This is a genomic window from Spirochaetota bacterium (genome assembly GCA_026415295.1).
Taxonomy (GTDB): domain Bacteria; phylum Spirochaetota; class JAAYUW01; order JAAYUW01; family JAOAHJ01; genus JAOAHJ01.
The window spans coordinates 43330-58401 of the sequence record JAOAHJ010000026.1; the positions used below are offsets into that span (position 1 = coordinate 43330).

At 24.4% G+C, this 15072-nt stretch carries 14 protein-coding genes; all 14 read right to left on the reverse strand.

Annotated features, from left to right (window positions below; all coding sequences use genetic code 11):
- Positions 1-5: 5 nt before the first annotated feature.
- A complete protein-coding gene (locus N3A58_06280) occupies positions 6-977 on the reverse strand; it encodes a Gfo/Idh/MocA family oxidoreductase (GenBank protein ID MCX8059004.1) in 972 nt (323 codons plus the stop codon).
- Complete coding sequence (locus N3A58_06285; protein MCX8059005.1) at positions 970-2253, reverse strand: oligosaccharide flippase family protein; 1284 nt, start codon at positions 2251-2253, stop codon at positions 970-972. The genes N3A58_06280 and N3A58_06285 overlap by 8 nt, the downstream gene beginning before the upstream one ends.
- A complete protein-coding gene (locus tag N3A58_06290; protein MCX8059006.1) occupies positions 2240-2953 on the reverse strand; it encodes an acylneuraminate cytidylyltransferase family protein in 714 nt (237 codons plus the stop codon). Before N3A58_06290 ends, N3A58_06285 begins: the two co-directional genes overlap by 14 nt.
- Positions 2950-4008 carry a sugar phosphate nucleotidyltransferase gene (locus N3A58_06295; protein MCX8059007.1) on the reverse strand — a complete coding sequence of 353 codons (1059 nt, stop codon included), beginning with the start codon at positions 4006-4008 and terminating at the stop codon, positions 2950-2952. The genes N3A58_06290 and N3A58_06295 overlap by 4 nt, the downstream gene beginning before the upstream one ends.
- 18 nt (positions 4009-4026) lie before the next feature.
- Entirely contained in the window at positions 4027-5196 is a 1170-nt protein-coding gene (gene neuC, locus N3A58_06300; protein ID MCX8059008.1) for a UDP-N-acetylglucosamine 2-epimerase, read from the reverse strand.
- A complete protein-coding gene (neuB, locus tag N3A58_06305; GenBank protein ID MCX8059009.1) occupies positions 5193-6194 on the reverse strand; it encodes an N-acetylneuraminate synthase in 1002 nt (333 codons plus the stop codon). The genes neuC and neuB overlap by 4 nt, the downstream gene beginning before the upstream one ends.
- Positions 6195-6203: 9 nt before the next feature.
- A complete protein-coding gene (locus N3A58_06310) occupies positions 6204-6875 on the reverse strand; it encodes an acetyltransferase (GenBank protein ID MCX8059010.1) in 672 nt (223 codons plus the stop codon).
- Between the two features lie 43 nt (positions 6876-6918).
- On the reverse strand, positions 6919-8100 hold the full coding sequence (locus tag N3A58_06315; GenBank protein ID MCX8059011.1) for a LegC family aminotransferase: 1182 nt from the start codon (positions 8098-8100) through the stop codon (positions 6919-6921).
- 22 nt (positions 8101-8122) lie between these two features.
- A complete protein-coding gene (locus N3A58_06320) occupies positions 8123-9331 on the reverse strand; it encodes a UDP-N-acetylglucosamine 4,6-dehydratase (GenBank protein ID MCX8059012.1) in 1209 nt (402 codons plus the stop codon).
- 34 nt (positions 9332-9365) lie between these two features.
- The gene (locus N3A58_06325; GenBank protein MCX8059013.1) at positions 9366-10685 is read right to left on the reverse strand and encodes a nucleotide sugar dehydrogenase; all 1320 of its coding nucleotides are present in this window, start codon (positions 10683-10685) and stop codon (positions 9366-9368) included.
- A 133-nt stretch (positions 10686-10818) separates the two neighbouring features.
- Complete coding sequence (locus N3A58_06330; protein MCX8059014.1) at positions 10819-11985, reverse strand: DegT/DnrJ/EryC1/StrS family aminotransferase; 1167 nt, start codon at positions 11983-11985, stop codon at positions 10819-10821.
- 200 nt (positions 11986-12185) lie between these two features.
- Positions 12186-12809, reverse strand: a complete 624-nt coding sequence (locus tag N3A58_06335; GenBank protein MCX8059015.1) for a winged helix-turn-helix transcriptional regulator — start codon at positions 12807-12809, stop codon at positions 12186-12188.
- A gap of 69 nt (positions 12810-12878) precedes the next feature.
- Complete coding sequence (locus N3A58_06340; protein MCX8059016.1) at positions 12879-13070, reverse strand: UDP-N-acetylglucosamine 2-epimerase; 192 nt, start codon at positions 13068-13070, stop codon at positions 12879-12881.
- Between the two features lie 12 nt (positions 13071-13082).
- Complete coding sequence (locus N3A58_06345) at positions 13083-14945, reverse strand: methyl-accepting chemotaxis protein (protein ID MCX8059017.1); 1863 nt, start codon at positions 14943-14945, stop codon at positions 13083-13085.
- Between the last annotated feature and the right edge of the window lie 127 nt (positions 14946-15072).

Sequence of the window (15072 nt, forward strand, 5' to 3'; positions counted from 1 at the left end):
TTTTATTAAGTAATTGGAATAAAATCACCTAAAATTAATCTATTATATTTTTTTGAAAAACATTCTAAAAATTTTAAATGTAATTTCATCGAATTTAAATAATCAGGAAGAGTACTTGAACCATTATTAAAAATTTCATCGATAATTTTCCTACTAATAGTACTTTGATATTCTATTATTGGAGTATCTACTTCTGATATCATATTATCTTTTATTGTAATCATTTTAGAATTTTTTTCTAAAATGATAAATGCATTATTTTCAAACTCTATAATAATTTCATCTTTCCCATAAAAAGAATTTAAATCACTTATAACTAAAAAGGTATTTTTATTTCCCAAAATAATCTCACCATAAGCTTCAAGAAAATTTTTCCTTTTTGATTCAAAAAATTTTTTAATATTAATATCTATTTCAAATTCATCAATATTTTCTTCATTATTTAAATAAAAATATAAATCTAACATATGTAAACAATTTGATAATAAATTCCAATTATATCCTAAATATTTAAAAAATAAAATTTTATAGTTATTTTTTTTTAATTCTAGTTTTAAGTTTTTATAAAAATTAAAAATCCTTCTTGGATGATTTACCCAAACTTTTAAATTTTTATTTTTAATAATATCAAGAGCTTCGTAGTAATTGTCCAATTTTGAAAATAAAACTTTTTCTAATATTATATATTTAATTTCAAAATATTTATTAGCTTCTTTAAATAAATTAAATCTAATATCAGAATTAGTTGCAATTATTAAAAAATCAAAAATAATATTTTTCTTTTCCTCATATAAATTAAATAAATCTGGGTAAAATTTAACATTATTCAATTCTTTTTTGTTCAACAAAATTTTAGCATTTTCTATGGAATTAAAATTATTTTCAACTACATACAAAAAATTATTATTATCTTTAAAAAGATCCTCTAAATATCTTTTACCAATATTCCCGCATCCTATTAACAAAATATTACGCATCAAGACCTCCTTTAATTTTTAGTAACCAAGGCATTTTATAAATATTAGAACTTAGCATCCATGTAAATAAAAATTTAATAATCATAATTATCAAATAAGAAAAAGAAGCTCCAATTAAGCCATATTTTCTAATTAATAAAATATTAATAGGAATATTTAATAAACCAGTTAAAAATGTTACTATAGCTAAAAAGTAATTTTTATTAACATATGGTATATAAATTGCAACCATATAGTACATTCCATTAAAAGCATTTCCTATACATAACCAAAAAACAATAGAAGATGATAATTGAAATTTTTTTCCTAAAAGATACTTTATAAATAAAGGTGCAAAAAAACCAAAAATTATAGAAAATATAATAACCAAAATGAAATAAATATAAGTAAATAATACAATTTTAAATTTAATTGATTCATTATTTAAACTTAATTTTTCAAAAAGCCAAGGGTTATAAGCATTTTTAAAAGATTCTATAAATAAATTAATAATCATAGATATTTGGACAGCGGTTGTATATATACCTGTTTTTTCCAATCCTAAAAGATTTGTTATAATAAATCTTGTAGATACAATATCTAATATACCCCCTAATGTATGTGGAATTAATGGCAAACCAAAATTTAATGCATCTTTAATATATTCTATATTTATTCTCCACTCTATAAAATTTTTTAATAAATTAAAAACTGAAATTAAACCAAAAAATAATGTAGCTAAAAAAATAGCAATAATTCTACCTTCCCACTTCATTTTTAGAAGAACTACTAAAATTACAGAAAAAATTACATTTAAAAAACTTTGACCAATTTGAATTAATCCATAATACTTTGCTTTTTTTTGTACTTGATAAATAGAAAGATTAGATAAAATCAAAAACTGTAAAAATGAAAAAATAACTGCAACTAGTATCCATATTTTTGGAACACCAGAATATTTATAAATAAAATCTAAAAATAATAAAACAATTATAAAAGTAATAAAAGAACTTATAAATAGTATAAAAACACAATTAGCAACATATTCTTTAAAGTTAATCTTTTTTTCAAAATAAACTCTAGTTATTGCTCCATGAACACTTAACCCCGTAAAAACACTAATAATAGAAACAAGCATTAGAAACATTGAAGTTATTCCATATTCTTCAGGAGAAAGATATCTTGTTAAAATTGGCATAAGAAAAAATGGTATTGCTGAATTAATAATAGAAGTAATAGTATAAATACTAGATGTTTTAAATAAAGAATTGCTAAATATTTTTTTAACTATATTCATTATTATTTATTCTTTCCTTTAAAACTAATTCAGCTAATTTTAAATCAAAAAATTCATCAATATCTATAGAATCTTCTCTATTCATTATAAAACCATAAATATCTTTTTTAATAAAAAAAGTTTTATGTTTTAAATATTGATCTACTTTACAAATATATATAGCACCATTAAGTCTATAATATTTAGGTAAATCTTGAGATCTTTTATTTAAAAATTTTTTCTTAATAAAATTTGACATACTTAAGTTAGAAGGAAGTTTATTACACCATTGTAAAGGATAATCTACTTCACATACTGATATAATACAATTTGCACTTTTATTAATTAAAAAATCAATAGCACCATCTATATGTTTTTCATTTCTTAAAGGACTAGTAGGTTGAAGTAAAATAATAAATGCAGATTTATCTATATTATATTTTTTTATTATATATAAAATAACATCATCAGTTGAAGCATTATCAGTAGAAAGATAAGATGGTCTTTGATCTATAATTATATTATATCTTTCACAAATATTTTTAATTTTTTCATCATCGGTAGTAACAATAATTTTGTCTATATATTTACTCTTTAAGGCTGATTCAATAGTCCAACTAATTAACGGCTTGCCATTTAATGGGAAATAATTTTTACCTTTAATTCTTTTACTTCCGCCCCTAGCAGGAATAATAGCGATAAATCTTTCGTTATTATTCATAATTTAAATCTCTCAATGACTTTTTTATATTCTTCCCACTGCCCAACATCTATCCAAGAATCTTCACTAATAGGATAAACTCCTATTTTATAATTATTTCTTTTTGAAACATTTATTAAATCTGTAGCATGGAAAAACTCATTTTCAGGGATTATATTTAAAACATTACTATTAATAACATACATTCCTGTATTTATCAAAAAATTCATTTCAGGCTTTTCTTTTATTTCATAAAGTAGTCCATCTTTAATTTCACAAACACCATAAGGAATTTTATAATTTTTTGCAGATACAACAATTGTTATATGATTATTATTTTTATAATGAAAATCACACAAATCATAATAATCAATGTCAATAATAATATCACAATTTGTTAAAATAAAATAATCAGATTTTATCTTACCTTTAAGTAAATATAAACTCCCAGCTGTACCTAAGGGTTTTTCTTCTTGCAAATAAGTAATATTAAAAGGTAAATTAATTTCTGAAAAATAAGATTTAATAATATATGATTTATAATTAACAGACAAATAAAAATCTAAAATGCCATATTCATAAAATTTACCCATAATAATTTCTAAAATAGTTTTATCCCCAATCGGAATAAGAGGTTTTGGTAAAATTTTCGTAAAAGGTTCCAATCTTGTCCCAAATCCACCAGCCATTATAACAACAGGTATTTTAAGCTCCTTGAAAATTGCTAATTTGGAATCAATTTTTGATTCTTCTAATATTAAAATTTCAACAATTGTATCATTATCTGAAATTACAGGAACATATTTGATCTCTTTGCTTATAGCTTCCTCCACTATCTCTTTTTTATCATATCCTAATTTTACTTTAAATGTATTCTTATTGCAAACATCTTTTACTTCTCCATCAAGAGACCCTGTTTTTAAAATGTATCTTCTTATATCACCATCCGTTAAAGATCCTATTAGCTTATTATTTTCATCAACAACAAATAAGATTTTTTTAGCTGTTTTATCTAGAATTTTCATTGCATCAATAATATTTGTATTTTTATTTACTAATAAATCTAAAATATTCATATAAAACTACCATAAAATTTAAATTTTAAAAAATGATTTTTTAATCTTATCAAAATCTAAATTTCTTATTATATCTAATATTTTCTTTGATGTATTACCATCACCATAAGGGTAAAAATTAATATTTTTAATTTTTTCTCTAAAATCCTCACTCAAAGCTAGATTTATAGCCTTAATTATTGAGTTTTTATCATAATCACAATCAATAATACTTTCTGTTTTTATTCTTCCATTTTGTCTACTACCAATATTAACTGTAGGAACCTTAAAATAAGGTACTTCAACAATTCCACTAGATGAGTTACCAATTACTGCATCAACATATCTTATAGTACTTAAATAAAACAATTGCCCCATGGATGTAAAAAGAACAGCCTTACTTTTATTTTTTTTTACATAATTTTCTATATATTTATTTATTATTCTTCCTTTTGGATCAGCATTGGATTTTGTAAAAATTAACAAAGTATCTTCAAATTCATCTAGTGCTTCCAATAAATTTTTTATTTGTTTTTCTACATCCATTTCTTCTATTGTTGGGGGATGAAATGTTATTAGAAAATTATGTCTCTTAAACTTTATACCAATTTTTTTTTCAATCTCATTAAAATTTAAAAAATTCATATTTTTTATATTATCTATAGAAATATCTCCAACAACATATACATTTTCTGGATTTTCTCCTAATTGAATAACATTTCTTTTATATTCTTCTGTAGAAACAAAATGAATATGACTTAATTTAGTTATACAATGTCTAAAACCATCGTCTAAAGATCCTTCTGTGATCTCTCCTCCATTTAAGTGAATTAATATAATTTTATTAATATAACAACAAATTGCAAAAATTAAAGATTCAAATCTATCGCCTAAAACTATAGCCATGGTTGGTTTTAATCTTTTTAATGCATCAGCAAACCCAATCAAACCTAAACCCATTGATTTTAATATTCCTTCATTGGTATCTGATGATAATAATATTTCAATTTTTTCATTTATTTTAAAATTATCTTTTTCAATATCTTTATAAGTCAATCCAAACTCTGGAGATAAGTGCATACAAGAAACTAATAATTGTAAAGAAAATTCTTTATTTTTTTTAATTTCACACAATAATGGTCTTAACAAACCATATTCTGATCTAGAACCGGTAAATACACAAATCTTATTAATTTTTTTCTTTTTCATAATTCAATAAATTCATCCCTTTCGAAATCTCTAGAAGCAATTTTACCTATTATTTCTTTCCATCTCATTGGATTAATTCCATAACCTGGCCGTTTTGTTGTTATATTCATTTCAGAAAAAATTTCTCCTTTTTTTATATCTCTACTTGCAACTATACTTTTCCTTGCAATATTAATATTTTTTAATTCTGATTTTGTAGGTTTTTTTATACCATCACCTAAAGCAGCCTCAACATTTCTTATACATTTAATCATTAATCTTAATTCATCAGGTTCAAGACTAGCTTTATGATCAGGTCCTGGCAAATTTTTATCTAAAGTAAAGTGTTTCTCTATCACCTCTGCTCCTAAAGCTACAGCTGCAATTGGAATTTCTATTCCTAAAGTATGATCTGAATAACCAACTTTAACTTTAAATGCATCTCTTATGGTCAACATAGCTTTCAAATTTACATCTTCATATGGAGTAGGATATTCTGTATTACAATGCATTAAAATTATTTTTTCTCTTTGAGTTCCTGAACTTGTAAGTACATCAATAGCATCTTCAATTTCTCCCAAATCAGACATCCCAGTAGATAGAATAATATTTTTATTAAATCTACCAATTTTGGCTAAATAAGGATAGTTATTAATCTCACCACTTGGAATTTTAAAAGTATCCAATCCTAATTTATCTAAAAATTCAATACTTTTTATATCAAAAGCTGATGATAAAAATTTAATATTTTTTAACTCACAATAATTTTTTAATTCTATAAATTCACTAAAACTCAATTCAAGTTTTTTTGCCATTTCTAATTGATTTTTATAACTTTCCAAATTTTTCTTTTGATATTCTGCTAAAGTAGCATAATTTGTAATTTCTTCCTCTGAAATGAATGTTTGAAATTTAACATAATCTGCTCCACAATTAACTGCTTCATCTATAAGTCTTTTTGCAAGTCTTATATCTCCGTTATGATTAACTCCAATTTCAGCTATTACAATTACTTTCATATTTATTCCTTAATATTTATCATTATCTCTTATAACCCTACAAGGATTTCCATAAGCTATTTTATTATCAGGTATATCTTTAGTCACAACCGAACCAGCTCCAATTATACAATTTTTGCCTATTTTTCGTCCCAAAGTAATAATAACTCCATCATCTAAAAGAGTATTTTCATCAATTATAACTCCTCCAGATAAAATAACACCTGAAGCAATATAAACATTATCATTTATAATATTATCATGATTAACTTGAGAACCTGTATTTATTACAACATTATTTCCAATTACTGGATTTGGAGTTATTAAACACCCACATTCTATTAAAACCCCTTTACCAATTTTAGCATTTTTACTAATAATGGCATCAGGATGAATAATATTAACAGGCTCCCAATTATTATCTACTAAAAATTTATATAAAGAAATTCTTAATTTCATTGATCCTAAAGAAATAAAAAATTTATTTGTATTATATTTTTTTCTAATATTATCCAACCAATATTTATCATAATCCTTATAATCATGCAATACTGGGATTCCTTCAATTTCCTTACCCCACAAATTTTGATTAATATCCGCAATACCAACAGGAATATATTTCTTTTGTTCGTACAAATTATATAATACTACATTTAATTGTTGACCAGCTCCAAATAATATAATTTTTTCCTTAATCTTCATTTTTAATCTCCATTTTTAAAATTTTTTTAAATTATATCCTTTTTCATATTCTGTACCCACTTGGAATATTTACTAATCTTTCTTCTATCCATTCACTATTTTTTAAATCAACTTTAAAACAATTTTTATACATCGGTAGTTTATGCATTAATCTCCATACAGGTCTTGTCATAACTCCATTTTTATTAGTAAATTCAAGAAAATTATCCCTTTCTTCCTTATTACTTAATAATATAGCATTTAACCAATAATTTGATTTGCAACCTTCCGGTTCCTTTACAAATTTAACATAAAATTGATTAATATCATTTAAACTATTTCTTTTATATTTACCTATATAATCTTCATACATTTTAGCAGTTTCTCTTTTATTATTAAGAATTTTATCAATATACTCCATTTGAGCAAAACCTATAGCTGCATTTACATTAGGTAATCTATAATTATAACCTACTTCATCATGTATATATTCCCATGGATGAGGAACCTTTGCAGTTTTCGTAACATGAATAAGTTTTTTGGCTAAATCATCATCATTTGTTAAAATCATCCCTCCACCACCAGTAGTCACTGTTTTATTTCCATTGTAACTTAAAACCCCAGCAATACCAAATGTACCACAATGTTTATTTTTATAATAAGAACCAAGTGCTTCAGTAGCATCTTCTATAACAGGAAGATTAAATCTATTTGCTATATCAATTATTTTATCTATTTTACATGGGTGACCAAAAATATGAACAGGAACTACTGCTTTTACTTTTCTTTTAGTATTTTTATTAACTAATACTTTTTCCTTTTTGTCAAATTTAGTGTTCTTAACTAAAAACTCTTCTAAGCTTTCAGGGCTCATTCCTAGTGTATCAATATCGACATCAATAAATACAGGATAAGCTCCACAATGAGCAATAGAATTTGAAACAGCAACAAAAGTTAAAGCTTGTGTTATTACCTCATCTCCATATTCTACTCCAATAGTTTTCAGGGTAATATGTAAACCTGCTGTACCATTAACAACAGCTATAGCATATTTAGATTTTGTAAAATTTGCTGTAATTTTCTCAAATTTATCTACAAATTCTCCAACATATGATACAAAAGTAGAATCAATGCATTCTATTAAATATTTCTTTTCATTTCCTATAAATACCGGTTCATGAAGACCAACTTTGTCTTTTTTATAAATTTCCTTTATAAATTTAATAAAATCTTCAAAAAAATTCATTTTCTACCTTCTCAAAATATTTTTACATCTTTTGATCTAAATATTTCTCTTTTTCAATATGTGTAAATTCAGGTAAAACTTTTTTAAAAAGATCAACTATCTCTTTTTTTTCTATTCTTTTTTTATTTTTTATTTTGTCAATCTCAACTAAAAATTCATCTATTAGGGTCAAATCTAAGGAATAATTAAGTTTCATAACTCCTATATCATCAAACCTATCAAGGTCAATAATATCATTATTTGTATAAAACTCTTCAAATTCTTTTTCTCCAGTTGTATCAGTTTTAGAAATATAACATGGCCATTTACCTTTATCAGGTAATATTTTAGCCAGTTCTCTTGCTTCATCTTCATTTTTACATAAATATATATCATAACCTATTTTATTAAGAAAATTTTGAGCTATGTCCCAAAAAGTAATCATATCGTTTATAGGATCCAACTTTGGAAAAAATATTTCCTTATTTTCACCACATAAAACATTAAGTAAACAGAGAACACCAGACTCTGATGGAATAATAAAATATCTTTTAACATCATCAGGTGTTGTTATAGGCTGTTTTTTCATTATCCTTTGAATAAATCCATATAATAAACTTCCATCACTGAAAGCTACATTAGCAAATCTTGCAGTTGAAATCTTAATTTTATCTGAATATTTTATTAAAAAAAGCTCCATTATTCTTTTAGAAGCCCCCATTAGATTAACTGGATTTGTAGCTTTATCAGTAGAAACACAAAAATATTTTTTTACACCTTTTTCAATAGCTAATTCAATAGTCTTAATTGTATTTAATATATTGACATCAATCATTCTCATTAATGTATAGGGATCTCTTTCACTTCTTACATGCTTTAAAGCTGAAAAATTTAATATATAATCATATCCATCAGAATCATGAAAAAGTTTATCATAAATAGGAGTACCAACATCAATAGCAAATGTTCTAAAATCACCATTTATATAACCTAATGAACTTCTTATATCTCTAACTAATTCTGCAAGATTATTTTCAGAAATATCAATTATATGTAAAACTTTAGGATTTCTTTTAAAAATCTCTTTAACAGTTGCACTCCCAATGGTACCTGCACCACCAATTACAAGAAAAGAACTGTTTTCAATAATACTCTTTATATAATCTTCTTTATTTTTTAAATCATTAGAGAAAAGTTTCTTTTTTCTTTTTAACAAAAATAAAATAAAATCTTCGTCAAAAAAATAAAACATTAAATCTCCAATATCTTATAATTTAATTTCTTTCCTATAATTTAAAAACTTTCCCATCTTCTATATGAACTTGTTTTACCGCATTTCTCAAATCTACAACAAGTTTAGCTTTTTCTACAATATGATCAACATCAAAACAAGAATGTAAAGTTGTAAATACTACGCAATCTACCTCTTCTAAAAGATCATCTGTTAAATCAACCCCTTTATAGTAATTTCCATGCTCAGATGTAACTTCTGGAATATATGGATCATGATAAAGAACAGTAGCACCTTTTCTTTTTACTTCATCCATAACTCTTAATGCAGGAGATTCTCTCGGATCATCAATATCAGCTTTATAAGCAACACCCAAAAATAAAACTTTGGAGCCATTCATTGCTTTTTTATGTCTGTTTAATGCATAAGCTATTTTATTCATCATTCTGTATGGTTGCATATCATTTATATGTCCAGCAGTATGAATCATAGTAAGATCAAAGTTATAGCTTTTAGCTATATATTCCAAATAAAATGGATCAAGAGGAATACAGTGCCCACCTATTCCTGGTCCGGGATAAAAAGCTTGAAAACCATATGGTTTAGTTTTTGCTGCTTCAATAACTTCCCATATATTTATATCCATTTTTCCAGCAAGGAGAGCAAGCTCATTTATCAAACTTATATTTATTAATCTATATGTATTTTCAAGGATCTTAACCATTTCTGCTGCCCTTGGAGAAGATACTGGATAAAGAGTATCTATAGCTTTCGAATATATTGCCATAGCTATTTCTTGTGCTTCTTTTCCAAGACCTCCAACAACTTTTGGGGTATTTTCTGTTTTATATATTTTATTACCTGGATCTACTCTTTCAGGAGAAAAACAGAGCCAAAAATCTTTACCTTCTTCCAACCCAGATTCTCTTTCTATAATAGGCTTCATAAAATTTTCTGTTGTAGTTGGATAAGTAGTACTTTCAAGACTTATAAAAGTTCCAGGCTTCATGTTTCTTCCTATATCGATACAGGAAGTTTCTATATAGCTCATATCTGGTTTCTTGAATATATCAAGAGGTGTAGGAACACATATCATAACACAGTCACATTCCTTTATTCTACTAAAGTCAACAGTTGCTTCAAGATATTTTTTATCAACTGAATATTTTAATTCCTCATCTTTTACATCACCTATATAATTTTTACCTTTATTTACAAGATCAGCTCTATCTTTGCTTTTTTCAAAGCCTATAACTTTAACCCCCTTTTTTGCAAAAGCAACAGCTAAAGGAAGCCCAACATAACCAAGACCAATAACACCAACAACTACTTTATTCTCTTTTATTTTTTGCATTATTTGTTCAAAATAATTCATAAAATAATCTCCTCAATTCTCTATAAAATATTTTGTATTTTTATATTAAAAATTTATTTATAAAAATTTAAATATTAATATTTATTTTATTTAATATTTTTAACTATTTTAATATTATTTTCCAAAAAAAATATTATTTAAAAAATTCTTCAATTTTTCCACAAACATAATCAATTTCTTCATCAAGCATTTCAGGAAAAATAGGTAAAGCTAATATTTCATTGGATATCTTTTCAGAAATAGGAAAATCTCCTTTTTTATAACCGAGATATTCAAAACATTTTTGTAAGTGTAATGGTAGAGGATAATATATAGAGGTCCCGATACCATTCTTTTCAAGATAATTCTTAAGTTGATCTCTTTTTTCTGTTCTTATATTAAAAACATAATAAACATTTCTACCTTTATTTTTATCAACTTTAAAAAGCTTAACATCTTTAACTTTAGACAATCTATCTTCATAAATTTTTGCTATATTTTCTCTTTTTCTTATAGACTCCTCTATGTATTCAAGTTTAACTCTTAAAATTGCTGCTTGTAAAGTATCAAGTCTTGAATTATAACCAATATAGTCATGATAATACTTTTTCTTAGTACCATGGACTCTATAAGCTTTTGCAAGATCAGCTAAATCACTATTATTTGTAACTATCATACCTCCATCACCATAACAACCAAGTGTTTTAGTAGGGAAAAAAGAGTATATACCAAAATCTCCAATTGTACCTGAATGAACCTCTTTTCCTTCAAAATTAACTTTTATTCCAAAAGACTCTGCTCCATCTTCAAGAACTTTTAAATTATAATTTCTTGCAATTTTCATTAATTTATCCATATCACATGTTTGGTTAAAAAGATGAACTGGTAAAATTCCTCTAATATTTTTTAATTCTATAATTTTCCCATTATGTATAAAATTTCCTGCTTTTATTTTTTCTAAAATCTCCTCTATTTTTTCTACATCAATCTGACATGTATCTTCATCAATATCTACAAATATTGGTGTTGAGCCATTTCTAGCTAAACAGGAAACAGATGCAAAAAAAGTAAAAGGAGTTGTTATAACATAAGTTCCTTCTTTAAAACCAAGAATATCAGAGCATATAACAAGAGCATCTGTCCCTGATGCACAAGCTATGGCATATTTTGCACCTGTATATTTACATATATCTTCTTCAAATAGCTTTACCTCTTCTCCTAAAATAAAATCACCTCTTTTTATAACTTTTTGAATAGCATGATCGAATTTTTCTTTATTTTGTATATATTCCCTTGTAGGTGTATAAAATGGAACTTGCATACTCTTATCCTTTATATATAAAGTTATTTATTATCTTTATATATTATTTATTTAATCTATTAATTTATTAATTGTTATTATATTATTGTTTATTATATTATTTGTAATTTATATTTTAACTAACTCTATTTAATAAAATCCAAATGTTCAATTTTTGAACAATTTAATATTTTAAAAAAATTAATCAATAAAAAATTTTTCTAATCAATATTTTTTAAAATAGCATCATCATTTATAAAATCAATAATATTAGTTAAATTACTATTAATATATTCATTATCATAAGAATATTTTAAACTTTCTAAAACTTTTTTTAACTCTTCTTCACTTAAATTCTCAGAAAACATATAAAAAGAACATTTTGCTTCTTCAAAAAAATATTTATCCTCTATTAAACTTTCTATATCCTTATAATTTATATTTTTATATATCAATCCAAGCTTAATACAACAATATTCTACTATAAAATCAAGCTGACTTTTACCAAATAGAAAAACATTTCTAATACCTTTATCTCTTTTTTCTTTTAGCATCCTCATTATTGCATCTTTATATATATAAGCATTTTTAGCTATTGATTTAAAGTATGTAAGACTTCTTTTATAAATAGCATTGAGCCCTTCTTTTGTTAAGATATAGCTATATGTTTTTTTATTTATTTTACTTATTTTTATTAAACCTGTATTAACTGCTTTTTTTAATATTAGATTTAACATTCCAAGAGATATATTTAAAGCTTTAGCGATCTCTCTCTGAGTAAAAGGTTCATTTCTTTTATTTTTTTCTAAAATATAAGATAAAAAATTATATTCATGATTGTTCATTTTTTGAACAATAATAAATAAAAAAAAATTGTAAAGGAAATTTTTTATTAAGAATTATTAAATAAAAAATTATGAAAAAATATTTAAAAAAACATCCAAAATTTTTTCTGCTGTTTTTCCATCGCCATAAAGAAGTTCTTTTCTTCCATAAATGGGCATTTTTTCAAGAATTTCAAGTATTCTATTTTTATCTGCACCAACAATAAAGTTCCAACCAGAATCAACAAGTTCAACCCATTCAGTTGAATCTCTTAAAGTAATACAAGAGTTATTTTATTCGATTAATTTTTCACCTAAAACATTTTCTACTTTAAATTTTTTAGCTACCTCTGAAAGCTTAATTGATTCCTCTTCCAGAATTTTTGCTATATTTGTAACTTTTTCTGAAGCATTAACTATATTTAATACACCTTTATTTATATCATCGATTGATGTCATTATTTCTCTCGAGCCTTGAGTTTGTTCAGACATCTGCTTTGCTATATCATTTATAAGTCTACTTGTTTGAATAACTTGTTGAATAATTTTTTGTATTGTATTTTTTGATTTATCTATAAGATCAATAGCATCATTAACAGATTTAACATTTTCTTTAATTCTCTTTCCTATCTCTTCTGCTGTATTGCTTGACTGTTCAGCTAAAGCTCTAATTTCTGCAGCAACAACTGAAAAACCTTTGCCTGCCTCTCCAGCTCTTGCAGCCTCTATTGAAGCATTTAATGAAAGAAGGTTAGTTTGTTCTGTTAAATCATTTATCAAATTTAGTGAGGATTTTATCTTATTTGAATGATCTTCTATTATTCTCATTTTTTCAACAATTTCATTTAAAAATTTCTGACCCTGATCTGCGTATTGAGATCCCTCTGCAATCATTCTATTTGTTTCTTCAACATTTTCATTTAATTGATTTATTGCACTTAAAGACTCTTCTAATATTGCAGATATTTCTTCAACTGAGGTTGCTTCAGAGTTTGAAAAATCAGCAAGAACTCCTGTTATCTTTCTATTATCTTCAATTATTTCCTTTAACTTATCTGAAAATTTGATAATTTCTCCAATAACTTCCTCAAAATTAGCAATCAAGTTATTAAAAGAATTAAGTAAATCATCCAGTTCTGCTGAATTTATCTTCTGTATCTTAAATCTTTTAAGAATTCCTGTATCTGAAACTTCCCTCATATGTCTTGAAAGCCTGTTAAATGGACTAAGCAATCTATTTGATGTAATAACAGCAATTATTATAAAAATAACAAGAAATACTGCAGAAAAAAGTAAAAATATTTTAAAAACATTATTAAATAATTCTTCAACAGTAGATAGGTGAAGTAAGGAAACAATTTTTATCTTTAAAAAATCTGAAGGAACAACTTTTATATAAAAAGTTTCTTTTTTATTTATTTTATCTCCTTCTTTAGTAGTATATTCTACTAAAAAGTTTGTTATCCTCGTTTTTTGGAAAAAATCTACAGGGGGAATATCATAGTAAGATTTGAAAATATTGTAAGTTGCAAATAATATAGTTCCATCAGCCTTAAAAACTATAAGGTCAGAAGTAGTAGCTTTTATTTGCCTTTTCAACATAGAAACAAAAGCTGTCATATTGACATCAAAAGCTAGTATTCCTTCGAATAATCCATCATTGTTAAATATTGGTGTAGCTATAGTAACAGTAAGACTTCCTGTAACAGGATCATTGTAAAAATCAGTTACCAAAGTATCATTTTTATTTCTTACATCCTCATACCATCCTTTAAACCTTTTATCAAGCTCTTTAACATAAATAGTCTCATCATCAGCAAAATAAAGCATATTATCATCATACCATGCATATGCTGCTGATATATCTGTAAAACCTTTTGCATAATTAAAAAGAAGTTTCAAAATTTCAGATTGATTTCTTGTTTTAAAAATTTGCATCTCTCTTAATATCTCAACTTCTTTAGAAAACTTAAAAAAGATATCTTCAGTTAATCTTAAAGTATAATTTATAGATTGAACAATATTTTCTTCTATATTGTTTATAAAAAAGTTTCTACCAAATGTTAAAAACAATATATTAAATAAAATTGGCATCAAAAGAATAAAAGAAAATGTTAGGATAAATATTTTTGATTTAATTGACTTAAATATTTTCATATTAATACTCTTTTATTTATATTATTAATTATTAATTTTTTGATTGATAATCACTATTAATTTTCGACTTTGTAAAATTTTTAATAGTATTTTAAAAAAATTAAATATTAAAAAACATTTTACAAAA